At 75.5% G+C, this 24542-nt stretch carries 26 protein-coding genes; 16 read left to right on the top strand and 10 right to left on the bottom strand.

Features of this window, described 5'->3' with window-relative positions; all coding sequences use genetic code 11:
- Positions 1 to 1116: an aa3-type cytochrome oxidase subunit II gene (gene ctaC, locus ACYVOF_RS05520; protein ID WP_460864673.1), complete on the top strand. Its 1116-nt coding sequence runs from the start codon at positions 1 to 3 to the stop codon at positions 1114 to 1116.
- Positions 1117 to 1150: 34 nt separating this feature from the next.
- Positions 1151 to 1549: a cytochrome c oxidase subunit 4 gene (locus ACYVOF_RS05515; protein WP_460864543.1), complete on the top strand. Its 399-nt coding sequence runs from the start codon at positions 1151 to 1153 to the stop codon at positions 1547 to 1549.
- 136 nt (positions 1550 to 1685) lie between these two features.
- On the opposite strand, the gene ACYVOF_RS05510 is transcribed toward ACYVOF_RS05515, so the two are convergent.
- The 5 genes from ACYVOF_RS05510 to ctaE form a co-directional block, all read right to left on the bottom strand.
- Positions 1686 to 2432 carry a maleylpyruvate isomerase N-terminal domain-containing protein gene (locus ACYVOF_RS05510; RefSeq protein WP_460864541.1) on the bottom strand — a complete coding sequence of 249 codons (747 nt, stop codon included), beginning with the start codon at positions 2430 to 2432 and terminating at the stop codon, positions 1686 to 1688.
- Between the two features lie 515 nt (positions 2433 to 2947).
- Entirely contained in the window at positions 2948 to 4585 is a 1638-nt protein-coding gene (qcrB, locus tag ACYVOF_RS05505; RefSeq protein ID WP_460864539.1) for a cytochrome bc1 complex cytochrome b subunit, read from the bottom strand.
- On the bottom strand, positions 4582 to 5712 hold the full coding sequence (qcrA, locus tag ACYVOF_RS05500) for a cytochrome bc1 complex Rieske iron-sulfur subunit (protein ID WP_460864537.1): 1131 nt from the start codon (positions 5710 to 5712) through the stop codon (positions 4582 to 4584). The genes qcrB and qcrA overlap by 4 nt, the downstream gene beginning before the upstream one ends.
- The gene (qcrC, locus tag ACYVOF_RS05495) at positions 5709 to 6578 is read right to left on the bottom strand and encodes a cytochrome bc1 complex diheme cytochrome c subunit (protein ID WP_460864535.1); all 870 of its coding nucleotides are present in this window, start codon (positions 6576 to 6578) and stop codon (positions 5709 to 5711) included. Before qcrC ends, qcrA begins: the two co-directional genes overlap by 4 nt.
- Before the next feature lie 64 nt (positions 6579 to 6642).
- Positions 6643 to 7263: an aa3-type cytochrome oxidase subunit III gene (ctaE, locus tag ACYVOF_RS05490; RefSeq protein ID WP_460864533.1), complete on the bottom strand. Its 621-nt coding sequence runs from the start codon at positions 7261 to 7263 to the stop codon at positions 6643 to 6645.
- Positions 7264 to 7372: 109 nt separating this feature from the next.
- On the opposite strand from ctaE, the gene ACYVOF_RS05485 reads away from it, so the two are divergent.
- The 3 genes from ACYVOF_RS05485 (at position 7373) to trpD (ending at position 9406) form a co-directional block, all read left to right on the top strand.
- Positions 7373 to 7825, top strand: a complete 453-nt coding sequence (locus tag ACYVOF_RS05485) for a hypothetical protein (RefSeq protein ID WP_460864531.1) — start codon at positions 7373 to 7375, stop codon at positions 7823 to 7825.
- Positions 7826 to 7899: 74 nt separating this feature from the next.
- Positions 7900 to 8328 (top strand): hypothetical protein, encoded by a 429-nt coding sequence (locus tag ACYVOF_RS05480; protein WP_460864529.1) that lies wholly within the window; start codon positions 7900 to 7902, stop codon positions 8326 to 8328.
- Positions 8321 to 9406, top strand: coding sequence for an anthranilate phosphoribosyltransferase (trpD, locus tag ACYVOF_RS05475; RefSeq protein ID WP_460864527.1), 1086 nt, complete (start codon positions 8321 to 8323; stop codon positions 9404 to 9406). The genes ACYVOF_RS05480 and trpD overlap by 8 nt, the downstream gene beginning before the upstream one ends.
- Here trpD and ACYVOF_RS05470 read toward each other — a convergent pair.
- On the bottom strand, positions 9403 to 9684 hold the full coding sequence (locus ACYVOF_RS05470) for an Lrp/AsnC family transcriptional regulator (RefSeq protein WP_460864526.1): 282 nt from the start codon (positions 9682 to 9684) through the stop codon (positions 9403 to 9405). The genes trpD and ACYVOF_RS05470 overlap by 4 nt on opposite strands.
- Positions 9685 to 9757: 73 nt before the next feature.
- Positions 9758 to 11530: a DEDD exonuclease domain-containing protein gene (locus ACYVOF_RS05465; RefSeq protein WP_460864671.1), complete on the bottom strand. Its 1773-nt coding sequence runs from the start codon at positions 11528 to 11530 to the stop codon at positions 9758 to 9760.
- 205 nt (positions 11531 to 11735) lie between these two features.
- Between ACYVOF_RS05465 and ACYVOF_RS05460 the strand changes: the two genes are divergently transcribed.
- The 4 genes from ACYVOF_RS05460 to ACYVOF_RS05445 all read left to right on the top strand — a co-directional run bounded on the left by ACYVOF_RS05460 (position 11736) and on the right by ACYVOF_RS05445 (position 15722).
- Positions 11736 to 11993: a hypothetical protein gene (locus ACYVOF_RS05460; protein WP_460864524.1), complete on the top strand. Its 258-nt coding sequence runs from the start codon at positions 11736 to 11738 to the stop codon at positions 11991 to 11993.
- Between the two features lie 118 nt (positions 11994 to 12111).
- Entirely contained in the window at positions 12112 to 13215 is a 1104-nt protein-coding gene (locus ACYVOF_RS05455) for an NlpC/P60 family protein (RefSeq protein WP_460864522.1), read from the top strand.
- A 68-nt stretch (positions 13216 to 13283) separates the two neighbouring features.
- Entirely contained in the window at positions 13284 to 14582 is a 1299-nt protein-coding gene (locus ACYVOF_RS05450; RefSeq protein ID WP_460864521.1) for a hypothetical protein, read from the top strand.
- Positions 14583 to 14591: 9 nt separating this feature from the next.
- Positions 14592 to 15722, top strand: coding sequence for a glycosyltransferase family 4 protein (locus ACYVOF_RS05445; protein WP_460864519.1), 1131 nt, complete (start codon positions 14592 to 14594; stop codon positions 15720 to 15722).
- Positions 15723 to 15769: 47 nt separating this feature from the next.
- On the opposite strand, the gene ACYVOF_RS05440 is transcribed toward ACYVOF_RS05445, so the two are convergent.
- Entirely contained in the window at positions 15770 to 17566 is a 1797-nt protein-coding gene (locus ACYVOF_RS05440; protein ID WP_460864669.1) for an AMP-dependent synthetase/ligase, read from the bottom strand.
- A gap of 148 nt (positions 17567 to 17714) precedes the next feature.
- Here ACYVOF_RS05440 and ACYVOF_RS05435 point away from each other — a divergent pair, with 148 nt between their 5' ends.
- The 5 genes from ACYVOF_RS05435 (at position 17715) to ACYVOF_RS05415 (ending at position 21222) form a co-directional block, all read left to right on the top strand.
- Entirely contained in the window at positions 17715 to 18089 is a 375-nt protein-coding gene (locus ACYVOF_RS05435; protein WP_460864517.1) for a polyketide cyclase / dehydrase and lipid transport, read from the top strand.
- Positions 18090 to 18098: 9 nt separating this feature from the next.
- Positions 18099 to 18533, top strand: coding sequence for an SRPBCC family protein (locus tag ACYVOF_RS05430; protein WP_460864515.1), 435 nt, complete (start codon positions 18099 to 18101; stop codon positions 18531 to 18533).
- A gap of 99 nt (positions 18534 to 18632) precedes the next feature.
- Positions 18633 to 19841: an ArsA family ATPase gene (locus tag ACYVOF_RS05425; protein ID WP_460864513.1), complete on the top strand. Its 1209-nt coding sequence runs from the start codon at positions 18633 to 18635 to the stop codon at positions 19839 to 19841.
- Positions 19838 to 20260, top strand: coding sequence for a hypothetical protein (locus tag ACYVOF_RS05420; protein WP_460864512.1), 423 nt, complete (start codon positions 19838 to 19840; stop codon positions 20258 to 20260). Before ACYVOF_RS05425 ends, ACYVOF_RS05420 begins: the two co-directional genes overlap by 4 nt.
- Complete coding sequence (locus ACYVOF_RS05415; RefSeq protein ID WP_460864511.1) at positions 20257 to 21222, top strand: ROK family protein; 966 nt, start codon at positions 20257 to 20259, stop codon at positions 21220 to 21222. The genes ACYVOF_RS05420 and ACYVOF_RS05415 overlap by 4 nt, the downstream gene beginning before the upstream one ends.
- Positions 21223 to 21233: 11 nt before the next feature.
- Here the strand turns inward: ACYVOF_RS05415 and ACYVOF_RS05410 are convergent, their stop codons facing one another.
- Complete coding sequence (locus tag ACYVOF_RS05410) at positions 21234 to 21737, bottom strand: hypothetical protein (protein ID WP_460864509.1); 504 nt, start codon at positions 21735 to 21737, stop codon at positions 21234 to 21236.
- Positions 21734 to 22525, bottom strand: coding sequence for an alpha/beta hydrolase (locus tag ACYVOF_RS05405; protein ID WP_460864667.1), 792 nt, complete (start codon positions 22523 to 22525; stop codon positions 21734 to 21736). Before ACYVOF_RS05405 ends, ACYVOF_RS05410 begins: the two co-directional genes overlap by 4 nt.
- A 92-nt stretch (positions 22526 to 22617) precedes the next feature.
- Between ACYVOF_RS05405 and ACYVOF_RS05400 the strand changes: the two genes are divergently transcribed.
- A complete protein-coding gene (locus tag ACYVOF_RS05400; protein WP_460864508.1) occupies positions 22618 to 23112 on the top strand; it encodes a polyadenylate-specific 3'-exoribonuclease AS in 495 nt (164 codons plus the stop codon).
- Between the two features lie 43 nt (positions 23113 to 23155).
- The gene (locus ACYVOF_RS05395; protein WP_460864506.1) at positions 23156 to 24541 is read left to right on the top strand and encodes a class II 3-deoxy-7-phosphoheptulonate synthase; all 1386 of its coding nucleotides are present in this window, start codon (positions 23156 to 23158) and stop codon (positions 24539 to 24541) included.
- Position 24542: the final 1 nt, after the last annotated feature.

The following is a 24542-nucleotide window of genomic DNA, read 5'->3' as shown; positions in this document are numbered from 1 at the left end:
ATGCCCGCCGGCGGGCCCGCGGCGGCGCACCCGAGGGGGCCCGGCGGGGTGGGCGAGGACACGTGCCCGGGGCGGCGCGGGGCCGCGGGGCCGCGGGGCGGGCGGTGGGGTGCTGGGCTACCCTTCGAGGCGTCCCGAGCCGCCTGGCGCGGGTCCAGCGAGCGGGAGGACGTGACCGTGGCTCGGAGTCGGACGACCCGGCGAGCAGGACTGGTGGGGCTGCTGGCCGTCACCGCGGTCCTGGTCTCGGGCTGCTCCACCAGCGAGGTGCTGCGCTTCGGGTGGCCCGAGGGCATCACCCCGCAGGCCACGCGCATGCGGGACCTGTGGACCTACTCGGTCATCGCCGCGCTCGCGGTCGGGGTCATCGTGTGGGGCCTGATCTTCTGGACCACCGCGTTCCACCGCAAGAAGAAGACGGACTCCGAGCTGCCGCGGCAGACGCAGTACAACAACCCGCTCGAGGTCGTCTACACGGTCATCCCGTTCATCATCGTGGCGGTGCTGTTCTACTTCACCACCACCACGCAGAACTACGTGACGACGAACGAGGCGAACCCGGACGTCAAGGTCGACGTGACCGCGTTCCAGTGGAACTGGCAGTTCGGCTACGAGGGCGCGCAGACCCCGACCGGTGACCAGGTCACCACCACCGGGTCGTCCACCGAGGTGCCGCTGCTCGTCCTGCCGACCGGCAAGCGCATCCAGTTCACGCTCGCCTCCCGCGACGTCATCCACTCGTTCTGGGTGCCGGAGTTCCTGTTCAAGCGCGACGTGTTCCCGTACCCGGACAACAACGACACGCAGAAGAACTTCCAGATCTCCTCGATCGACCGCGAGGGTGCCTTCGTCGGGCGCTGCACCGAGATGTGCGGCACGTACCACTCGATGATGAACTTCGAGGTCCGCGCGCTGAGCCCCGAGCTGTTCGGCCAGTACATGGACCTGCGGCAGCAGGTGAACCAGGCGACGGGTGCGCCGTACACCGCGGCCGAGGCGCTGTCGCAGATGGGCTGCGGCGAGCTGTGCACGCCCACCTCGGTGACGACGAAGCCCTTCGACACGAGCCGGACGGCCAACCGGGACGCCGGTCTCGCCGTGGCCGAGGGCAACTGACCGCCCCGGCGGTCCGGACCAGGAGGGCTGGGACATGAAGGTCGAAGCACGCATCTTCGAGCTGCTCACGGTGTTCTTCATCATCGTGGCGATCATCTACGCGATCTTCTCGCGGGAGCCGGTGGGCATCACGGCCATCGCGCTCTCGGCGGGCCTCACGCTCATCGTCGGGACGTACTTCCGGTTCGTCGCCCGGCGCCTTGAGCTGCGCCCGGAGGACTACGGCGACGCCGAGGTGTCCGACGGTGCCGGTGACCTCGGGTTCTTCTCCCCGGGCAGCTACTGGCCGATCGGGCTGGCCGCGTCCGCGGGCCTCATGGCCGTCGCGGTCGCGTTCTTCCAGATCTGGCTCATCTCCATCGCCGCGGTCGTCGTCATCGTCGTCGCCGCCGGCCTGGTCTTCGAGTACCACGTGGGCCCCGAGAAGCACTGACCGCTCCGCCGACGCCCCCGCACCCCCCAGGGTCCGGGGGCGTCGTGGTGCCCGAGGCGCGTCCTGCTCTCGCACACTGCGGGCAGTGTGCGCTCCTGCGGGCCGTCAGGGGCCACACTGCAGGCAGTGTGCGGTCCTACGGGCCGTCGGGGGCCACACTGCGGGCAGTGTGCGGTCCGTGGGGCGTGGTCAGCCGAGGACGGCCGAGGCTGCCGGTGCCCGCCTCGGCCGCCTCCGCGGCGGTCGGTGTCGACCGTCCCGTCCCGAGCAGGACGCACCGCTCGTCCGTCCACGACGCGGGCAGGGCAGTGCCGTGCAGTGCCTCCACGGTGCGCCGAGCCAGGCGCAGCGCTCCGGGCACCGGGGGCGTGACGTCGAGGTCGGGCCCGAGGTCGAGGTGGTGCACGGCCAGCTCGACGGCCCAGGTGGCGAGGAAGTCGCCGCTGCGCAGCACGTGCCCCTGGAACGCCACCGGGGCCTCGGACATCGCCCGGACGGCGGCTGCGGCCGTCTCAGCGGCCATCCCGAGGTGCTCGAGCGCACCGCGGGGCCGGCCGTACGCCGATGCGGTGCGCCGGGTCCACAGGATCGCGGGGACGTCGTCCACCTTCGCCCCGCTGCTGCTCGCGCCGGGAGCGAACGCCCCCCAGTAGCTGGCCGCGTCCCGGTCCGGGGTGGCTGTGGTGGGGGAGACCGCGCCGCCGACCATCTCCTGCAACCCGGTGCGCACGTGCACGAGCACCTCGAGGGCGGTCCACCCGTGGCACCGGCTCGCGGTGAGGAGCTGCCGGTCGTCGAGTGCCTCGACGGCCTCCTGGAAGCGTTCGAGCTGGGCCACGAACGCGTCTCGGCCGGTGCCGTGGTCGATCTGCAGGCCGCTCACGAGCACGGAGGCTAGGCGGAGTGCGCCTCGCGGGGTGATCGGGCAGCGGGGGTGGTCGTGGTGACGACGGGTGCTGCCGGATCGGTCGATTCCCAAGGCATGGGGCTGCCGCGGGTGACAGGTGGTCTCGCTGGCGGCGTGATCGGGCAGCAGGAGTGGTCGTTGTGACGACGGGTGGTGCCGGATCGGGCGACGCCGGGGGCATTGGGCCCGCCGAGGGTGGCAGGTGTTCTCGCTGGCGGCGTGATCGGGCAGCAGGAGTGGTCGTGGTGACGACGGATGCTGCCGGATCGGTCGGTGCTGGGGGCGCTGAGGGCCGCAGGCGAGCGGGGCCGGCGGTCCTGCCGGTGGGCGCGATCGGGCGGCGGGAGGGGTCGTGGTGACGACGGGTGCTGCCGCTTCGGCCCGGAACCGGAGCCCGGCGGACCCGCATCCCAAGGGGGCCGACCACACCCCGGACGCACCGGAGCCCCGCACCTGGTGGGGTGCGGGGCTCCGGAGGAGGTGCGGTGCGGCTACTCGCGCTCGTCGCGCGGGCGGCCGGCGTCGGGGCGACCCGACAGGGCACGACGGCCCTGGGTCTCCTCGTGGTGCTCGGCCTCCTGCAGGGCGCGGGTCTCCTCCTCGGGGTCCGGTCGCAGCAGGCCACCGCGGGCCGCGGTGCCGGCCGACCCGAGCTTGTTCATCTTCTTGGGCACGGACGCACCCTGGTACTCGAGCGGGATCGCGTGGCCGTGGGAGTCGACGCCACCGAGCGGCTGGTGCACCTCCACGAACTGGCCGTGGGGGAGACGCTTGATGATGCCGGTCTCGATGCCGTGCTCCAGCACCTCGCGGTCCGAGCGCTGCAGGGCCAGGCAGAAGCGGTAGCTGACCCAGTAGGCGATCGGCGGGACGACCAGGATGGCGACGCGGCCGGCCCAGGTCATCGCGTTGAGCGAGATGTTGAAGTGGAACGCGATCAGGTCGTTGCCGCCCGAGATCAGCAGCACGACGTAGAACGCCACGGCCATCGACCCCAGCGAGGTGCGCACCGGCACGTCGCGCGGACGCTGCAGCAGGTTGTGGTGCGCCGTGTCCCCGGTGAACTTCCGCTCGATGAACGGGTAGGCCATCAGGAGCACGAACACCGGCGAGATGATGAAGATGACCGGCACCACGATGCTGGGGATGGTGTGGCCGAAGATGTACATCTCCCAGGCGGGGTAGATGCGCGCGATGCCGTCGGTGAAGCCCATGTACCAGTCCGGCTGCGAGCCCGCCGAGACCTTGGCCGGGTTGTACGGGCCGAGCTGCCAGACCGGGTTGATCTGGAAGAGCCCGCTCATCAGGGCCAGGACGCCGAAGGTGATGGCGAAGAAGGCGCCGGACTTGACCGCGAACACCGGGAGGATGCGGACGCCGACCACGTTGTTCTCGGTGCGGCCCGGCCCGGGGAACTGGGTGTGCTTCTGGTACCAGACCAGGGCCAGGTGCGCCCCGATCAGCCCCAGCAGGATCGCGGGGATCAGCAGCACGTGGGCGATGTAGAAGCGGGGGATGAACAGCGTGCCCGGGAACTCGCCGCCGAAGATCGCCCAGTGCAGCCAGGTGCCGGCGACGGGGATCGACATGATGATCGCGGACATGATCCGGACGCCGGTGCCGGAGAGCAGGTCGTCGGGCATCGAGTAGCCGATGAAGCCCTCGACGATGCCCAGCACCAGCAGCAGCACGCCGATGATCCAGTTGGCCTCGCGCGGGCGGCGGAACGCACCGGTGAAGAAGGTGCGGAACATGTGCACCACGATCGCGGCCATGAACAGCAGCGCCGACCAGTGGTGCATCTGGCGCATGAACAGCCCGCCGCGGACCTCGAAGGACAGGTCCAGCGAGGTCTCGTACGCCCGCGACATCTCCACCCCGCGGAGCACGGAGTAGGCACCGTTGTAGGTGACCTCCTCCATGGAGGGGTCGAAGAACAGCGTCAGGTACACGCCGGAGATGAGCAGGACGACGAAGCTGTACAGCGCGATCTCACCGAGCAGGAACGACCAGTGCGTCGGGAAGACCTTGTTGATCTGGCGCCGGAGGCCCGACGACAGGTGGTAGCGGTCGTCGACGTCGGTCGCCGCTCCGGCCGCCACCTTGTTGAGCTTGGTCTGCGTTGTCATGACTTGCGCTCCCAGAATGCCGGGCCGACGGGCTCGATGAAGTTCCCCTTGGCGACGAGGTAGCCGTTCTCGTCGACGGTGATCGGCAGCTGCGGCAGGGCCCGGGCCGCGGGCCCGAACACCGGCTTCGCGTAGGTCAGCACGTCGAACTGCGACTGGTGGCAGGGACAGAGGATGATGTTGCTCTGCTGCTGGTAGAGCGACACGGGGCAGCCGAGGTGCGTGCAGATCTTCGAGTACGCGTAGAGGTCGCCATAGTTGAAGTCCTCCTGACCGGCCCGCTTGACCACCCGTGCCCCGTCGTCAGGACGGAGCCTGATGAGCATGACAGGGTTGTCCGACGCCCGCAGGGTGCTCGAGAGCTCCTCCGGGTTGTCGCGCATCGACTCGCGGAACGGGAACACCGTCTCCAGCGCGCCGGCCTCGAGGTCCTCGGCCCGGACGAGCACGACGTCCTCGGGGTCGCCGGTCTCGCGGCGCAGGTAGGTCTTCTCGTAGTCCGCCGGGGTCCAGCCGGACACCCACAGCGGGGCGTCGTCGCCGCCCTCCCACGGGTTGCGGATCAGCCCGCCCAGCGGCATCAGCGCCATGAGGCCGAGGGCCCCGGCGCCGAACCCGAGGGTGCGCTTGATCATGCTGCGCCGGGCGATGGTCGAGGAGGTGAACGCGTCCCCGAGCTCGGCGACCACGGTCTTCTTGTCGACCTCGCTCGAGCCGCCGTCGTGGCGGTCCTGCACGGCGACCTCGTCGGGGATGAACTTCTTGGTGTAGATCACGGCGCCGACGCCGACCGCGGTGATGGCGATGCCCATCGTGAGCCCCAGCATCGGGGTGTACAGCGAGAACAGGGTGTTGCCCTCGCCGCCGACCGGGACGTACTCCCAGGGCCAGAACAGGTACACCCCGACGAACGCGATGGCCGCGACGCCGGCGATGGTGAACCACAGGGCCACCGAGCGCTCGGCGCGCTTCTCCGCCTTGGTGCCGGGCACCGGCCACCGGACGGGGCGGTGCACGACCTCGACGCCGTCGAGCGAGGTGCCGAGCCGGACCAGCTGCTCCGGCGTCATCTCGGCCAGCTCGTCGTCCGAGGGGGTGCGGGGACCGCCGTCGTGGCTGGTGGTCATGAACGCGCTCCGATCCACAGGGTGGCGCCGACGACGGCGACGATGCCGACGATCCAGATGAACAGGCCCTCGGACACCGGGCCGATGCCGCCGAGGCCGTAGCCGCCGGGGTCGGTCGAGTTCGTCGCGGTGTTGACGTAGGCGATGATGTCGGCCTTCTCCTCCGGCGAGAGCTGCCGGTCGGAGAACTTCGGCATGTTCTGCGGGCCGGTGAGCATCGCGGTGAGGATGGTCTGCTCGTTGGCCTGGTTCAGCGCGGGGGCGTACTGCCCGGAGGCCAGCGCGCCGCCCTTGCCGGTGAAGTTGTGGCAGGACGCGCAGTTGAGCCGGTACAGCTCACCGCCGCGGGCCGGGTCGTTGCCGACCAGCGAGGCCTGCGCGATGGACCCGTCCGGGTTGCGCACGACCTCGGGGCCGCCGCCGTTGGCCTGGATGTAGGCGCCGAGCGCGTCGACCTCCGCCGCGTCGTACTTGGCGGGCTTGCGCTCGACCTGCGCCTCGCCGCGGACGGCGGGCATGCGGCCGGTGGAGACCTGGAAGTACACCGCGGCCTCGCCGACGCCGATCAGGCTCGGCCCGCGACCCTCGACGCCCTGCAGGTTCTGGCCGTGGCAGGTGATGCAGCCGTTGTTGTAGATCTGCTGGCCGTCGCGGACCTGCGCGGGGTCGGTCTGGGCCACGGCGACCTGCGGGGTCGGGGTCACCACCGCGGCGAGGAACCCGGCACCGACGAGCGCCATGACGAGCACGAGGAAGCCCGAGACGCGACGGCGCAGCTTGCTGCGGCCGCCGCGGGAGCTGGTGACCCGTCCGGGTCGACGGTCCGGACCGCCCACGGGGTCCGGGGTGGTGGGGGAGGTCGTCATCGGTGTCCTTCGGTGCCAGGGGGCCGGTGGGCCGCGCTGTCGGTGGTGTGGCCGGGGCTGCCGGTCAACGGACGAAGTAGATGGTGGCGAACAGGGCGATCCAGACGATGTCCACGAAGTGCCAGTAGTAGGACACGACGATGGCGGCGGTGGCCTGGGCGGGGGTGAACTTGCTCAGCCGGGTGCGGGTGATGAGGAAGACGAAGGCGACGAGGCCGCCGATGACGTGCAGCCCGTGGAAGCCGGTCGTCATGTAGTAGACGGTCCCGTAGGCGCTGCTGGAGATCGTCGTCGCGTGCTCGGTGACCAGGGTGTGGTACTCGTTCGCCTGGCCGGCGACGAACAGCGCGCCCATCCCGAGGGTCACCAGGTACCAGCGGCGCAGGCCGAACACGTCGCCGCGCTCCGCCGCGAACACCCCCAGCTGGCAGGTGAACGAGGAGGCGACGAGGATCACCGTGAAGAACAACGAGTACGGCAGGTCGAGCTCGGTGGGCTCGGTCGGCCAGCCCTCGACCGGAGCGATCTGGGCGCGGGCCACGAAGTACATGGCGAACAGCCCGGCGAAGAACATGAGCTCGCTGGACAGCCACACGATGGTGCCCACGCTGACCATGTTCGGCCGGTTCAGCGAGTGCACCCGCTGGGTGATGGCCGTTCCGGAGTTCGCTGCTGCGGTCGTCACGAGTCTGAGTATGACCTGTGCGTGCCCGGGCGTCCTGCCGGGGTCGCACGTGCTGGCGCGTCGCGTGAACGTGTCGTGAGGTGGGGACGGGAGGACGGTCGTGGGAGCGGTGTCGAGGCTGGTCGCGCGGGTGCGTGCGGCGCTGGGAGGGGCCGGGGAGCCACCCCTGGACCCGGCCGACCCGGACCTGGTGGTGGTCGTCACCTCCGACGACGCCGCCGAGGCCTGCTCGGCGGCGCTCGAGCGCTCGCCGGGGTTCGTCGCGGGGCGCGAGGTGCTGCTGCGCCACCACCTCCTGCTGCCGGCCGGGGCGGCGGGGGGCGCGGCGGAGACGGCGGCGCAGGACGGCTACGCCCCGGCGCCGGCCGACGCACCCGGGCTGCCCGGGGCCGGGGTCGCCGGGCTCGAGCGGCTGACCCTGCAGCGGGTGCAGCTGCTCGACGCGCTGCACTGCTCGCAGGAGCGCTCGCGGATGGCCGGGCTGGCCCAGCGCCTCGACGGGCGGGTGACGGGGTGGGACGCCCTGCAGCCGGTGGCCCCGGACCCGGGCGGGGCTCGATAGCATCGCCGCACGCCCGCGGGCGGCCGCGCGACCGGGCCGCCGCCACCCACTGACGAGCTGAGGACCACCCCGCGATGAGCCCCACAGCGAGCAGCCCCGCGAGCCGACGCACCGTGCTGGTGTTCAGCCACCTGCCGCACGTGCGCGAGCAGATCACCTCCGCCGTGGGCACCCGCCCGTCCGCCGACGTCGGCCGGGTCCGCTTCCTCGAGGTGGGCACCATCGCCGAGGTGCTGGCCGCGCTCGACGAGGGCGGGGTGGACGTGGCCGTGCTCGACGGGGAGGCCCAGCCGACCGGCGGCATGGGGCTGTGCCGGCAGGTCAAGCACGAGGTGACCGGGTGCCCGCCGGTCGTGGTGGTCGTCCGCCGGCCCGACGACCGGTGGCTGGCGACGTGGTCGATGGCCGACGCCGTGCTCGTCCACCCGCTGGACCCGCTGACCGCGGCCGAGACCGTCGCCGAGGTGCTGCGGGGCTCGGCGCTGCCCGTCGTCCGTGGCTGAGCCGGCCGGGCGGCGCGCCTGGCCCGCCGTGCTCGGCGCCCTGGTCGCCGGCGAGGACCTCGCGGCGGCGGAGGCCGCGTGGGCGATGGACGAGATCATGTCCGGCGCCGCCACGCCGGCCCAGATCGCCGCGTTCGGCGTGGCGCTGCGGACGAAGGGCGAGACCGCGGCCGAGGTGTCCGGCCTCGCCGAGGCGATGCTCGCCCACGCCCGGCCGGTGACGGTCGCCGCGCCCGCCGTCGACGTCGTGGGCACCGGGGGCGACCGGTCGGGCACGGTCAACATCTCCACCATGTCCGCCGTCGTGGTCGCCGCGGCGGGGGCCCGGGTGGTCAAGCACGGCAACCGGGCCGCCTCCTCGCGCAGCGGGGCGACCGACGTCCTCGAGGCGCTCGGCGTGGTGCCCGACCTCGGCCCCGAGCAGGTGGCCGCGTGCGTCGCCGAGGTGGGCATCGGCTTCTGCTTCGCCCCCGTCTTCCACCCGGCGCTGCGCCACGCCGCGGCCCCGCGCCGCGAGATCGGCATCCCGACGGCGTTCAACGTGCTCGGCCCGCTGACCAACCCGGCGCGGCCCGCGGCAGGGCTGATCGGCTGTGCGGACGCCCGGATGGCCCCGGTGCTGGCCGCCGTCCTCGCCGGGCGGGGCACGTCCGCCCTGGTGGTCCGCGGCGACGACGGGCTCGACGAGCTGACCACCACCGCCACGTCGACCGTGCAGGTGGTCCACGGCGGCACCGTCCGCACCGAGCAGGTCGACCCGACGCAGCTGGGCCTGGACCGGGTGCCGCTGGCCGCCCTGCAGGGCGGCGACGGGGCGGAGAACGCCCGGGTGGCCCGCGCGGTGCTGGGCGGCGAGCACGGGCCCGTCCGGGACGCGGTGCTGCTCAACGTGGCCGCGGCCCTTCTGGCCCACGACGCCGTCACCGCCGGGGCGCCGGAGCCGGGCGGGCTGACCGCGGCGGTCGGGGCCAACCTGGGGCGGGCGGCCCGGGCCGTCGACTCGGGGGCGGCGCTGGACCTGCTCGAGCGGTGGGCCCGGCTGACCCGGGAGCTCGCGGGGCGCGGGGAGCCGGGCTAGGAGTCGGCGCCGATCTCGAACCCCGCGTCGGTGTCGGCGTGGGAGTAGGAGCGGAAGGCGATGTGGGTGACGGTGCGCACCACCCCGGTGACCCGGTTCACCCCACCGGTGACGACGTCGGCGATCTCCTCGTGGGTGCGCACCCGGACGACGGCGATGAGGTCGACGTCGCCGGCGCACGAGTACACCTCGGCCACCCCCGGCACGTCGGCGATCGCCTGCGCGGCGTCGGGGATCTGGTCGGCGGCGGTGTGCACGAGCACGAACGCGGTGATCACGGGTGACCCCTCCTCGGGCGCTGCGGACGGCTCGGCGCGCACCGACCCGGGCCGAGCGTAGCCAGCGCCCGCCTCACCCGGCCCGCACGGCCGTGCGCGGGTCGGGGTGGGTGTGCCACCGGGCGGCCGCCACGGCGCGGTCCCGCCACGCCAGCCACGGCCCCGCCCCCCGGGCCGGCTCCGACCACGGCGAGCTCGTCGCGACCAGGCGCGTGCCGGGCTGCTCCAGCCACCGCGCCAGCAGCGCCGTCTCCTCCGCCGGGGCGCCCCGCAGCGGACCCGGGCCGGGCTCGACCGTCTCCGCCCCCGCCACGAGCGCGGCGACCACCGGCATCGGCGGCACCCCGCGCGGAGCCGTGCCCGCGGCGGCCAGCCGGCCGCACCGCAGCACCGCCAGCTGCCAGCCCCCCTCGCCGTCGGGCCGGGCGGCCACCAGCTCGTCCACGGCCGCGAGCCGGGCCAGCCGCTGGGCGCGCCGCAGGGCGGTGACCAGGGCGGCGGTGCGGTCGCGCAGGTCCGCGGCCCCGGCGTAGCGGCCCGCCGCCCCGCGCCGCTCCACCCGCGCGAGCAGCGTGGCCAGCACGGCGCCGTCGGTGCCCGCGACGAGGCCGGCGAAGCGCACCGCGGCGCCCGCGTAGTGCTCGACGGCCTGCAGCCCCGCGCACGGGGCGGCGCACCGCCCCATCTCGTGCAGCGAGCACGGCTGCGCCCGCGGCGCCCGGCGGGGGATGCGGCTGGTGCAGGTGCGCAGCCCGCAGGCCTCGGCCAGGGTCGCCGCCGCCTCGGTCGCGGCCGCCCGGCGGGTGAAGGGCCCCAGCGCGCCGTCGCGTGCCGTGCGCACGACCGACAACCGGGGGAACGCCTCGTCGGTGGCCACCACCCACCAGGCGCGGTGCGGCTGGGTGGAGCGGCGGTTGTAGGGCGGGCGGTGCGCGCCCAGCAGCCGCAGCTCGCGCACCCCGGCCTCGAGCGGGTGCGCGCACACCACGTGGTCGACCCGCTCGGCCAGGCCGACCATCTCCCGGACCCGCCCGCGGGTCTCCGAGCCGGTGAAGTAGCTGCGGACCCGGCGCCGCAGGTCGGTCGCGGTGCCGACGTAGAGCACCTCGTCGGACGGGCCGCGGAACAGGTAGACCCCCGGCGAGCGGGGCAGGTCGGCCGCGAGCGAGCGCTTGCGCCGCTGGGCGGGCGTCACGTGCGGCAGGTAGGCCAGGAGCTCCTCGAGGGTGTGGACCCCGAGGTTGCCGACCCGCTCGAGCAGCGCGTGCAGCACGTCCACCGTGGCGCGCGCGTCGTCCAGCGCGCGGTGGGTGGGGGTGGTCCGGGCCCCCAGCAGCGGGGCCAGCACCCCCAGGCGGACCGAGGGGGCCTCGTCGCGGGTGAGCACCCGGCGGGCCAGGGTGACGGTGCACAGGACGGTGGGGCGCGGCCAGGCGAGCTCCTGGCGCTCGCAGGCGGCGCGGAGGAAGCCCGTGTCGAACCGGGCGTTGTGGGCCACGACGACCGCGCCGGCGGCGAACTCGAGGAAGCTGGGCAGGACCTGCGTCATCGGTGGCGCGTCCACGAGCATCGCGTCGGTGATGCCGGTGAGCGCGACGATCTGCGGGGGCACGCCGCGGCCCGGGTCGACCAGGGTGGCCAGCTCGCCGAGCACCCGGCCGCCGCGGACCTTGACCGCGCCGATCTCGGTGACCGCGTCCGCCGCCGCGCTGCCCCCGGTGGTCTCGAGGTCGACCACCACGAACGTGGTCTCCGCGAGCGGGGTGCCGAGCTGGTCGAAGGCCAGCTGCTCGACGGTGGACGCCCGGGTGGTCGCGGCCCGGTGGGGTGCGGCGGGACCGGGCACGGAGCGGTGGGGTGCGGCGGGGGTGGGCACGGCGCGCAACCTAGGGACGACCCCCGACACGTCCGTCCCGCCGACCTCCTGCGCCCCACCCGTCGCAGCACCCCCGGGTGCCGCGGGCGCCGGAAGTGTCGGGGGGTGCTCCTAGCGTCGCCGTCGAGCCCCGGGGGAGGACCCCCGGCGGCGCGACGACGAGGAGGAGCCCACCGTGGTGATCGACTGCGACAGCTGTGCCGTGCGGGGCCCTGCGTGCGGGGACTGCGTGGTGTCGGTGCTGCTGGGCGTGCCCTCGCCCGCGCGCCCCGGTGCACCCGGCGGGGCGCCGATCGACCTCGGCGCCGAGGACCACCGCGCCATCGACGTGCTGGCCGAGGCGGGGCTGGTGCCGCGGCTGCGGCTGGTCAGCACCCGGCCGGACGCGGCCGGGCCGGGCGACGGGCTCGCACCCCCGCGCCGCGCGGGCTGAGCGCCCGTCCGGGACCCGCCGGGGCGGGACACGCCCGGCAGGTGGACGCCGGGGCCCGCGGATCCGTAACCTGCCCGAGACCTGGCCGGGCCCGAGGCCCGACCGTGCGCCGTCCCTCGTGGGGCTGCCCCGCTCGTCCCGCTCGAAGGAGAACCCGACCACCGTGGTGTCGACGTCCCACGCGCTCCGGCGCGCCCTCGCCGCCGGGGTCGTCGCCCTCGGCGCCGCCCTGCTGCCCGCGACCCTGGTGCCCGCCGCCCTCGCGCCGACCGCGGCGGCCGACCCCGTGCTCCCGGTGGACGCGAGCCAGGCCCAGCAGCAGCTGGCCGAGCTCAGCCACCAGGCGTCCGACCTCAACGAGCAGGTGCTGCGCGCCACCGACGCGCTCACCGAGGCCCAGGGGGTCGAGCGCGCGGCCCGCGACCGGGTCGCCGCGGCCACCGCCGCCCTCGCCGGGGCGGAGCGCGACCAGGCGCAGTTCCAGCCCACGGTCGACGCCCTGGCCTCGGCCAGCTACCAGGGCGCCCGGATCACCCCGCTGACCGCGGTGCTGGTGAGCACCTCGCCGCAGCAGCTCCTCGACCAGATGACCGGCCTGCAGGCCCTCGCGGCCGACACCACGCAGCAGGTCCGGTCGTTCGCCGACGCGTCCGCCGCGGCCACCCGGGCCCGGGACGACGCCACCGCCGCGGCGGCGCAGGCCGCGACCGCGACCGCCGACGCCGCCCGCGTGGCGCAGGAGCTCACCGCCTCCCGCGACGACCTGGGCCGGCGCACCACCCTGGTCCGCGCCCAGTTCGCCGCGCTGAGCCCGGGCGAGCAGAGCGCGTACGCCGGGGCCACCACCCCGGCCGGCTACACCGCTCCGCCCGGCAGCGGCGTCGGGTACGCGGCGCTGCAGGCGGCCCTGACCCGGCTCGGCGCCCCCTACTCCTGGGGTGCGACCGGCCCCGACGCCTTCGACTGCTCGGGCCTGGTGCAGTGGTCCTACCGGCAGGCCGGGGTCTCCCTGCCCCGCACCAGCCAGGCGCAGGGCCAGGTCGGCACCCACGTCGACCCCGCCGACCTGCAGCCCGGCGACATCGTCACCTTCTACCCGGGCGCCACCCACGTCGGCATCTACGCGGGCGACGGGATGATCGTGCACGCCAGCGACTACGGCATCCCCGTCAAGGTCGCCCCGATCGGGAACCAGCCGATCAACGACGCGCGGCGGCTCTGACCCCCGGGCCCAGCACGGCCCGGGCCGCGACCCGGGCACCCCGGTGCCGCGCCGCCCGGGGGGCGGCGGTGCTGCTCGTCGCCGGCCTCCTCGCCCCCCTCGCCGGGTGCACCACCCCGGCGCCGGCCGCGGACCCACCCGGTACGAGCGCGCCCGCCCCCGTCACCGCCCCGGCCCCCGCCGCGGACGCCGCCACGGCGCGCGCCACGGCCGTCACCGCGCTGCTCGACCGGTGGGGTGCGGCGGCACGGGCCGGGGACGTCGACGCCGTCGCCGCGCTGCTGGACCCGCGGGCCGACCCGGCCTTCGCCGCCTCCGAGCGGGCCCGGACGCAGGTGCTGGGCACCCTCGAGCTCACCGACCTCGGCTACCGGATCGGTGACGGCCTCGCCCCCGTGGTCGACCCGGCCACCACCGCGGCCCTCGGCGCCGACGAGGTGTGGGCCCCGCCGGTCGAGCTGCACTACGCCCTGGCCGGGGCCGACCCCCGCCCCACGACCCGGCCGGTGGGGCTGGTGGTGGCCCGGCGCGGCGCGAGCTGGGCGCTGGTGTCCGACACCGCCGTCGCCGACCGGGGCCGAGCCACGTGGCGTGGGCCGTGGGACTTCGGGCCGCTGCTGACCCGTCGCGGCGCCGCCGGCGGGGTCGTCCTGGCCCACCCGGCGCAGGCCGCCGCGCTCGAGCTGCTCGGCGGTGCCCTCGACACCGCCGTCGGGGCGGTCACCGGGTTCTGGGGCCCCGGCTGGTCGCAGCAGGCCGCGGTGTGGGTCGCCGGCAGCCCCGACGAGCTGCGCGCCCTGGTCGGCGGCCCCGTGTCCAACGCCTCCGCCGCGGTGACCACAGCCGACTCGGTGGACCGCGCCGCGGGCACCGCGACCGGGCAGCGCGTCGTGATCAGCCCGGCGGCGCTCGACCGGCTGACCCCGGTGACGGCCGGGGTGCTGCTGCGCCACGAGCTGAGCCACGCCGCCACCCGCGCCCGGACCAGCGAGCAGGCACCGCTGTGGCTGCTCGAGGGGGTGGCGCAGTACGTCGGCTACCGCGGCACCGGCACGACCGTGGCCGTCGGCGCCCCCCGCGTCGCGGCCCTCGTCGCCGAGTACGGGCCGCCCGACCAGCTGCCGACCGACGTCGACTTCGCCTCGGGCCCCGGGGTGGACGTGGCCTACCAGCTGGCCTGGACGTTCGGGGCGTTCGTCGCCGACACCCGCGGCGAGGACGCGCTGCGCCGGCTGCAGGCCGCGGTCGGGGTGCTCGTCACCCCCACGGAGGCCGAGCTCGACGCGGCGGTGACCCCGGTGCTGGGCGCGCCGCTCGCCCCGGCCCGAGCCGAGTGGGGAGGCTGGCTGGCCGCCCGGCTCGGCTAGCGTCGCGGGGTGCGACGGACCCTGCTGGTGACCAACGACTTCCCGCCGCGCACCGGGGGCATCCAGTCCTACCTGCACCGCTTCGCGGCCGAGCTGCCCCCGGGTGACCTGGTGGTCCACGCGCCGCGCTGGCGGGGGGACAGCCACACCGTCTTCGACGCCCACCAGCCCTACCAGGTGGTCCGCCACCCGAGCACGCTGATGCTGCCCACCCCGGCCGTCGCCCGGCGGGTGGCCCGGCTCGTCCGCGAGCACGAGGTGGGGACGGTGTGGTTCGGCGCCGCCGCGCCGCTGGCCCTGCTCGGCCCGGTCGCCCGCCGCGCCGGCGCCCAGCGGGTGGTGGCCAGCACGCACGGCCACGAGGTGGGCTGGTCGATGCTGCCCGTGGCCCGCTCGGCGCTGCGGCGCATCGGCGAGGACGCCGACGTGGTGACCCACGTGAGCACCTACACCCGGCACCGGTTCGCGGCCGCCTTCGGCCCGCGCGCCGCCCTGGAGCGGCTGCCCTCGGGGGTCGACACCGAGCGCTTCGCCCCGGACCCCGCCGGCCGGGCGGCGCTGCGGGCCCGCTACGGCCTGGGCGAGCGCCCCGTCGTCGGCTGCATCTCCCGGCTGGTGCCGCGCAAGGGCCAGGACGTGCTGGTGCGGGCGCTGCCCGAGATCCGCCGTCGCGTCCCCGGCGCTGCGCTGCTGGTGGTCGGCGGGGGGCCCGACGCGGAGCGGCTGCGCCGCCTCGTCGCCGAGGTCGGGGTGGCCGAGCACGTGGTGCTCACCGGGGGCGTGCCCGGTGACGAGCTGCCCGCGCACCACGCGGTGCCCGACGTGTTCGCGATGCCGTGCCGCACCCGCGGGGCCGGGCTGGACGTGGAGGGCCTGGGCATCGTCTTCCTCGAGGCGTCCGCGACCGGGGTGCCCGTCGTCGCGGGCCGCTCGGGCGGGGCGCCGGAGACGGTGCTCGACGGCACCACCGGGCACGTCGTGGACGGCACGGACGTCACCGAGGTCGCCGGCCGGGTCGCCGACCTGCTCGCCGACCCCGAGCGGGCCGCGGCGATGGGCCGCGCCGGGCGGGAGTGGGCGTGCCGGGAGTGGCGCTGGGACACCCTCGGGGCGCGGCTGCGTCACCTGCTCGACGGCTGAGGCCCGCCCCGGCGAGCGGGACGGGCCTCGGCCGCGGGTGTGCGGGGCTAGGCGTAGAGCGCCTCGATGTCGCCGGAGTGGTTGTCCTTGACCACGTTCCGCTTGAGCTTCATGGTCGGGGTCAGCTCGCCGGTGTCCTCGGTGAAGTCGTCGGCCAGGATGCGGAACTTCTTGATGCCCTCCGCCTTGGAGACCAGGTCGTTGGCCTCGGCGACGGCCTTCTCCACCTCGGCGCGCAGGTCGTCGTCGTCGACGAGGTCGGCCATCGCGGTGTCCTTCGGCTTGCCCGCGCGCTCCAGCCAGCCCGGCAGGGCCTCCTCGTCGATGGTGACGAGCGCGGCGATGAACGGCTTCTGGTCGCCGACCACCATGCACTGGCTGATCAGGGCGTGGGCACGCATCTTGTCCTCCATGACCGCGGGGGCGACGTTCTTGCCGCCGGCGGTCACGATGATCTCCTTCTTGCGGCCCGTGATCCGCAGGAAGCCGTCCTCGTCGAGCGAGCCGAGGTCGCCGGTGTGGAACCAGCCGTCGGTCAGCGCCTCGGCGGTCGCGTCCTCGTTCTTCCAGTAGCGCCGGAACACCACGGGGCCCTTGATGAGCACCTCGGAGTCGTCGCCGATGCGGATCGCCATGCCCGGGATGGCCCGGCCCACCGTGCCCACCCGGTTGTGCTGCGGGGTGTTCGCGGTGGCGGCCGCGCTGGTCTCGGTCAGGCCGTAGCCCTCGAACACCGGCACCCCGATGCCGCGGAAGAAGTGCCCGAGCCGCTCGCCCAGCGGGGCACCACCGGCCACCGCGGAGTGGCAGCGCCCGCCCAGGGCGCCGCGCAGCTTGCCGTAGACCAGCTTGTCGAACACGGCGTGCTGGGCCTTGAGCAGCAGGCCGGGCCCGCCGGTGTCCTGCGCCTTGCTCCACGCCACGGCCGTGGCCTCGGCGCGGTCGAAGATGGCGCCCTTGCCGTCGCTGTGCGCCTTCTGCCGGGCGCCGTTGTAGACCTTCTCGAACACCCGGGGCACGGACAGGATGAAGCTGGGCTGGAACTCCCCGAGGTCGGAGAGCAGGTTCTTCACGTCCGCGGTGTGCCCGACGACGACGCCGGCCTCGATGGAGCCGACCGCGATGGCCCGGGCGAACACGTGCGCCAGCGGCAGGAACATCAGCGTCGACTCCCCGGCGGCGAAGAAGTCGTCGAACGCCTGCTGGCAGGCCCGCGCCTCGGCGATGAGGCTCTCGTGGGTCAGCTCGCAGCCCTTGGGGCGCCCGGTCGTGCCCGAGGTGTAGATGAGGGTGGCCAGGTCGTCGCGGCCGACGGCGGTGCGGCGCGCCTCGAGGTCGTCGTCGCTGACGTCGGCGCCCGCGGCGGTGAGCACGGCCACGGCGGAGTCGTCACCGTCGTCGACCTGCCACACGTGGGCCAGGTCGGGGCACTCGTCGCGGACCTTGTCGAGCTTCCCGCGGTGGGTGTCGTTCTCCACGACCAGGCCGACCGCGCCGGAGTCGCTGAGGATCCACTGCAGCTGGCCGGCGGAGGACGACTCGTAGATGGGCACGGTCGCCGCGCCGACCCACCAGATGGCGTAGTCGACGACGGTCCACTCGTAGCGGGTGGCGCACAGCAGGCCCACCCGGTCGCCGTGGGCGACGCCCGCCGCGAGGAGGCCCTTGGCCACGCCGCGCACGTCGTCGAGGAAGTCGCCGGCGCTGACGTCCTGCCACCGGCCGTACTCGCGGCGGCGGAACAGCGTCGCCGAGCCGCCGCTGCCCGCGAAGCCCGCGGGGGTGTCGGTGAGCCGGTCGTCCTCCCCGACCTCGACGCTGGTGGGGGCGGTGAACTCGCGCACGGTGACCTCCGGGCTCGGGGTGGGAACGGGGACGGACCCGGCCCGGCCTGCGACCTGGGTCACTCAGGATCAATCTATCGTGACGCGCCGACCGGGTGCCGCACCAGGCCCGCGCCCGGCCGGGGCGCAGGTGTGCGACCGTGCCCGGGTGGCGAGCGTGGACGTGGCGGACGAGACCTTCCTGGCCGTGGCCCCGGAGCAGGTGGCCGCCGCGGTGGCCCGGCCGGAGCGCTGGCGGCGGTGGTGGCCGGACCTGCAGCTCACCGTGCACCACGACCGGGGCCCCGAGGGGCTGCGCTGGCGGGTCACCGGGGCGCTGACCGGCAGCGCCGAGGTCTGGCTGGAGCCGGTGCTCGACGGCACGGTGCTGCACTACTTCCTGCGCGGCGAGCTGGACGCGTCCCCCGCGGCCGCCGCCGCCGAGACCCACCGCCGCCGCGTCACCGGCAAGCAGGTCGCCCGCGAGCTCAAGCGCGAGCTCGAGGCGGGGCGGGCTCCCGGCGAGCCGCCCGACCGGCGGTAGGTTGCCCGCATGCCCGACCAGACCACCCAGTCGATCGTCGTCGACGCGTCCGCGGCGACCGTCATGGCCGTGATCGCCGACTTCGACGCCTACCCCGAGTGGGCCGGGGCGGTGAAGTCCGCGACCGTCGTCGAGGACGGGCCCGACGGCCGCGCCGCGCGGGTGGCCTTCGTGCTCGACGCCGGCATGGTCAAGGACTCCTACGAGCTGCGCTACGACTGGGCCGACGACGGCTCGGGGGTGAGCTGGGAGCTGGTGTCCGGGCAGATCCAGCGCAGCCAGCAGGGGTCCTACCGGGTGGTCGAGCGCGACGGGCGCACCGAGGTGACGTACTCCCTCGCCGTGGACCTCGCCATCCCCATGATCGGGATGTTCAAGCGCCGGGCGCAGAAGATCATCACCGACACCGCGCTCAAGGAGCTCAAGCGGCGCGTCGAGCGCTGAGCGACCGCCCCCGCCCCCGCCCGCCCGGCCCCGCGTCGCGGGTAGGGTCGGCGCTCCGTCGCGACCGGCGTCGGGGGCGCACGGGAGGGGTCTGACCAGGTGCGGGTCCAGCTGTTCACGGGCAAGGGCGGCGTCGGCAAGACGACGCTCGCCGCGGCGACGGCCGTCCACCTGGCCGGCCTGGGCCGCAAGGTCCTCGTCGTCAGCACCGACCCGGCCCACTCGCTGGCGGACGCCCTGGGCCAGCCGCTCACCGACCGCCCCACCGAGCTCGACACGGGGCTGGCCGGGGTGCAGCTGGCGACCCGTCGGCTGCTCGAGGACCGGTGGGCGGAGGTCACCGCCGCCCTCGGTGACGTGCTGGGCCCCGACTCCGGGCTGGCCGACGTGGCCACCGACGAGCTGACGGTGCTGCCCGGGGTGGAGGAGCTCCTGGCCCTGGGCGAGGTGCGCCGGCTCGTCGAGGCCGGGGTGTGGGACACCCTGGTGCTGGACTGCGGGCCGACCGCCGAGACGGTGCGGATGCTCGCGCTGCCCGAGGCGGTCTCCGGCTACCTCGAGCAGGCGTGGCCGCGGCACCGGCGGATCGTGCACGGCGCCCTGGGCCGCCAGGGCGCCCGCGTCGCCCGCCTGGCCGACGCCCTGGAGCGGGTCGACGAGTCCGCCCGCGGGCTGCGCACGCTGCTCTCCGACCCGGCCACCACCTCGGTCCGGCTCGTCCTGACCCCCGAGCGGGTGGTGCTGGCCGAGACGCGGCGCACCCTGACCTCGCTCGCCCTGCACGGCCTGCGGGTCGACGGCGTCGTCGCCAACCGGGTGCTGCCGGACGTCCCCGGGGCGCCCGGGGCCCCGGAGCACCCCGGGCTGGCGTGGCTGGCGACGCGCGTCGGCGAGCAGCGCGAGGTGCTGGCCCGGCTGGCCGCGGAGCTCCCCGCCGAGCTCGCGCTGACCACGGTGGAGCACCGGGCCGCGGAGCCGGTGGGGCTCGAGGCGCTGGCGGAGCTGGGCCGCCACCTCGCCGCCGACACCGAGCCCGTCGCGCCGGGCTCGACCGGGCCCACGGTGACCCTGGAGTCGGGCAGCGGGCTGGACTCGGTGTACCTGTGGCGGCTGGCGCTGCCCCTGGCCCACGACGCCGGGGTCGAGCTGAGCCGCGTGGGTGACGACCTGCTCGTCGGCGCCGTCGGGCTGCGCCGGCGGCTGAGCCTGCCGCCCGTCCTGCGCCGCTGCACGGTCACCGACGCCGAGGTCAGCGCGGGCAGCCTGCTGGTGCGCTTCACCCCCGACGAGACGCTGTGGATGCGGTGACGAGCACCGACGAGCCCGGGTCCCGACCGGCGGGCGACACCACGGGCCCGCTCGCCGAGGAGCTGCGCCGCCTGCTCGACGCCGTCGTCGACCGGGCGGGCACCGCGGTGCCGGCGACCGGCACCGCGGGCACGGCGGGGGAGGGCGCCCGCGACGGCCGCGCCCCGGACTGCGGCTGGTGCCCGGTGTGCGCCGTCGTGGCCGCGCTGCGCGGCGAGCGCCCCGAGCTGACCCGCCGCCTCGGCGAGCAGGGTGCCGGGCTCGCTGCCGCCCTGCGCGCGCTGCTGGAGGACCACGAGCACGGGGGCGCCCCGGCCCCCGACGACCCGTCCGGGTCCGCCGCCGGCCCCGGCCGGAGCGCGGGAGCAGCTCGCGTGCAACGGATCCCGGTCCGGGTGTCCGAGGGTCCGCCCCGGTGAGCCGCGCCCGCCGGGAGGCGCTCACCGTCGGGATCGACGTCGGCGGCACCTCGGTGCGGGCCGGGGTGGTCGACGACGGGGGCGCGGTTCTCGACTCCGTCTCCGCGCCGACCCCGGCGTCCGCGGCCGCGCTGGAGGACGTCCTCGTCGGCTGCGTGCGCGAGCTGGCCGCCCGGCACCCCGTCGCCGCGGTGGGGCTGGCCGTGGCCGGGTTCGTCACCCGCGGCAGGCAGAAGGTCCGCTTCGCCCCGCACCTCGCCTGGCGCGACGCCCCGGTGGCCAAGCTGCTCGCCGCCCGGCTCGAGCTGCCGGTGGTCGTCGAGCACGACGCCAACGCCGCGGCCTGGGCGGAGCGCCGCTTCGGGGCCGCCACCCGCGGGCGCGTCGTCGCGTTCGTCTCGCTGGGCACGGGCATCGGGGCCGGGCTGCTCGTCGACGGCGCGCTGTTCCGCGGCGCCCACGGCACCGCCCCCGAGCTCGGGCACCTGAGCGTCGTGCCCGGTGGGCGGCCGTGCCCGTGCGGGAAGTCGGGCTGCCTGGAGCGCTACTGCAGCGGCACCGCGCTCGCCGCGACCGCGCTGGAGCTGTTGGCCGCCGAGCCGCGTCGGCGCAGCGTGCTGCGGGCGGAGACGGCGGCCGACCCCGGCTCGCTGACCGGGCGCCGCGTCACCGGGGCCGCGCGCGACGGCGACCCGGTCGCCCTGGCCGCGGTGGCCGACCTCGCCCACTGGCTCGGCGAGGGCCTGGCGATCGTGGCCGACGTGTTCGACCCGGACCTCGTGGTGGTCGGCGGCGGGGTGGGCGAGTCGGCCCCGCTGTTCCTCGACGACGCCCGCGAGCAGTACGCCCGGGCCGTCACCGGGGCCGGGCACCGACCGCTGGCCCGCATCCGGACCGCGCAGCTCGGCGAGGGCGCCGGCCTCGTCGGCGCCGGCGACCTGGCCCGCGCCGCGCTGCCCTGACGGGGCCGGGGCTACAGCCGCGCGCCGTCGTCCCAGCCGGAGTCCGGGTCCGGGCCGGGGCGCAGCCGCGAGAGCAGCACGCCCAGCCCGGCCGCGGCCACCAGCAGGCCCAGCGGCAGGCCGACCCCGTCGGTCAGGCCCAGCACCCCGGGGGTGACCAGCAGGGTGACGCCCGCCAGCAGCAGCACCAGCCCACCCAGCGCCCGGGCCGAGAGCCGGGGCAGCGCCGGGGGTTCCGGCGGCTCGAAGTGCCCCTCGTCCTCGTCCTCCTCCGCGGCGTCGGCCTCGTCCCCGACCGTCGCGGGGGCCGGGGGCGGTGCGGCCGGGGGCGGGGCCGGGCGGGGCCGGTGGTCGTCGGTGCTGCGCTCCGGGCGCACCGGGGCGGGGGTGTCCCAGCCCGCGACGAGGGCCGCGAACGCGGCGTCGACCTCGGCCTGCCCCGGCTCCGGCCGGGCCCCGTCGCGCGCCGCCCCGGTGGGCTCGTCCTCCGGCGGTGGTGCGCCGGCCACGCTCACGGGTCCACCGCCAGCTCGCCGCGCCCGCCGGTGCGCGCGGCGCCCGCTCCCGCCACCACGCGGCGGGCGTGCTCGACGCTGCCCGCGAAGATCGTCGGGGCGTCGTTGTCCAGCGTGGCCACGTGGTAGCTGTCCTGCAGCACGACCTCGGTGACGTCGGTGGACCCCACCCCGGCGAGCAGGACCTCCCCGCTGACCGGCTCGACCACGTGGTCGACGGCCGAGCGGTACACCAGCAGCGGCTGCACCACCCGCGGCAGGTCGGCCCGCACCTCCCGCCACAGCTCGGTCAGCGACCGCGCCGCCCGCAGCGGCAGCCGGTCGTAGCCCAGCTCGGTCACCCCGGGCCTGGCGATGTCGCCGACCACCCCGGGCAGCGACGGGACCAGGCGGGAGAGCAGCGGCAGCAGGGGCGCGTCGCGGCGCCGGGTGGCCAGCGAGGTGTTGACCACGCACACCCCGGCGACCTCGGGGTGGCGGGCCGCCAACCGCAGCGCGAGGGCCCCGCCCACCGAGAGGCCGAAGACGAGGACGGGCGCCCCCCGCTCGGCCAGGACCGCCAGCTCGGCCTCCACCCAGCCGTACCAGTCCGGCCAGCGGGTGGTGTTCAGCTCCTGCCAGCGCGTGCCGTGGCCGGGCAGCCGCGGGCAGCGGACGGCGAACCCCTCGCGGGCCAGGTGCTCCCCCCAGGGCCGCATGCTCTGCGGGGAGCCGGTGAAGCCGTGGCACAGCAGCACCCCGGGCGCGCCCGCGTCGCCGGCGTGGGTGAAGGGGCCCGCCCCGTCCATCACTGCCACGCGGTCCATGGTGGCACGGCGGCCGCCGCCGGGGGAGTGGGCGCGGGCCGGGCCCGGGGCGGTGCGGCGCCTAGGGTCTCGCCGTGCGCTTCTTCTACGACTGCGAGTTCATCGAGGACGGGACCACCATCGAGCTGGTCTCCATCGGGGTCGTAGCGCAGGACGGTCGCGAGCTCTACGCGGTGTCCACCGAGTTCGACCCGGAGCGGGCCGGGCCGTGGGTCCGGGCCCACGTGCTGCCCCGGCTGCCCGGCCCGGCGTCGCAGGCGTGGCGCAGCCGGGCCCGCATCCGGGAGGACCTGCTCGCCTTCCTCACCGAGGTCGACGACGGCACCCCGGTGCAGCTGTGGGCGTGGATCGCGGCCTACGACCACGTGGCCCTGTGCCAGCTGTGGGGGGCGATGCCGGACCTGCCGCGGGTGGTCCCGCGCTTCACCCGCGAGCTGCGCCAGCACTGGGAGGACGCGGGCAGCCCCGCCCTGCCGCCCAAGCCCGCCGACACCCACGACGCGCTCGCCGACGCCCGCTACAACCGCGACCGCTACGACGTCGTCGCCCGCCACCTCGCGGGGGCCTGACCGGCGGCTCGGGACGCACCGCCCACCGCCTACGCTGGACGCCGTGAACTGGACCGTCGACGTGCCCATCGACACGCTGCCCGAGCTGCCGCCGCTGCCGGGTGAGATGAGCGAGCGGCTGGCCGACGCCCTGGCCCGCCCGGCCGCGCAGCAACCGGAGTGGGACGCCGACCAGGCCGCCGCGATGCGCACCGTGCTGGAGAGCGTGCCCCCCATCACCGTGGCCTCCGAGGTCGACGCGCTGCGCGAGCGGCTCGCCCTCGTCGCGACCGGCCAGGCCTTCCTGCTGCAGGGCGGGGACTGCGCCGAGACCTTCGCCGACAACACCGAGCCGCACATCAAGGGCAACATCCGCACCCTGCTGCAGATGGCCGTCGTGCTGACCTACGGCGCCTCCGTGCCCGTGGTCAAGGTCGCGCGCATCGCCGGGCAGTACGCCAAGCCCCGCAGCGCAGGCACCGACGCGCTGGGCCTGCCCTCGTACCGCGGCGACATGGTCAACTCGCTCGTCGCCGACGAGGCCGTCCGCTTCCACGACCCGTCCCGGCTGGTGCGCGCCTACGCGAACTCCTCGGCCGCGATGAACCTGGTGCGCGCCCTGACCGGGGCCGGGATGGCGGACCTGCACAAGGTCCACGACTGGAACCGCGAGTTCGTGGCCGCCTCGCCCGCCGGCGCCCGCTACGAGGAGCTGGCCGGGGAGATCGACCGCGGCCTGCGGTTCATGAGCGCCTGCGGGGTCTCCGACCCGTCGCTGCGCACCTCGGAGATCTTCGCCAGCCACGAGGCGCTGGTCCTGGACTACGAGCGCGCCATGCTGCGCCTGGACACCTCCGGCGACGTGCCGCGGCTGCACGACCTCTCGGCCCACTTCCTGTGGATCGGGGACCGCACCCGCCAGCTCGACGGCGCGCACGTGGCGTTCGCGGAGATGATCGCCAACCCGATCGGGCTGAAGATCGGCCCCTCGACCACCCCGGAGATGGCGGTGGAGTACGTCGAGCGCCTCGACGCGGCCAACGAGCCGGGCCGGCTGACGCTGGTCGCGCGGATGGGCAACCACCGGGTGCGCGAGCTGCTGCCGCCGATCATCGAGAAGGTGCAGGCCACCGGGCACCAGGTGATCTGGCAGTGCGACCCGATGCACGGCAACACCCACGAGTCGACCACCGGGTACAAGACGCGGCACTTCGACCGCATCGTCGACGAGGTGCAGGGCTTCTTCGAGGTGCACAACGCCCTGGGCACCCACCCCGGCGGCATCCACGTCGAGATCACCGGCGACGACGTCACGGAGTGCCTCGGCGGCGCCCAGGACATCTCCGACACCGACCTCGCGGGCCGCTACGAGACGGCGTGCGACCCGCGGCTGAACACCCAGCAGTCCCTGGAGCTGGCGTTCCTCGTCGCGGAGATGCTGCGCGACTGAG

Source organism: Rhodococcus aerolatus, from assembly GCF_054783215.1.
The sequence above is the reverse complement of the archived record's forward strand: the minus strand, read 5'-3'. Positions and strand labels throughout refer to the sequence as shown.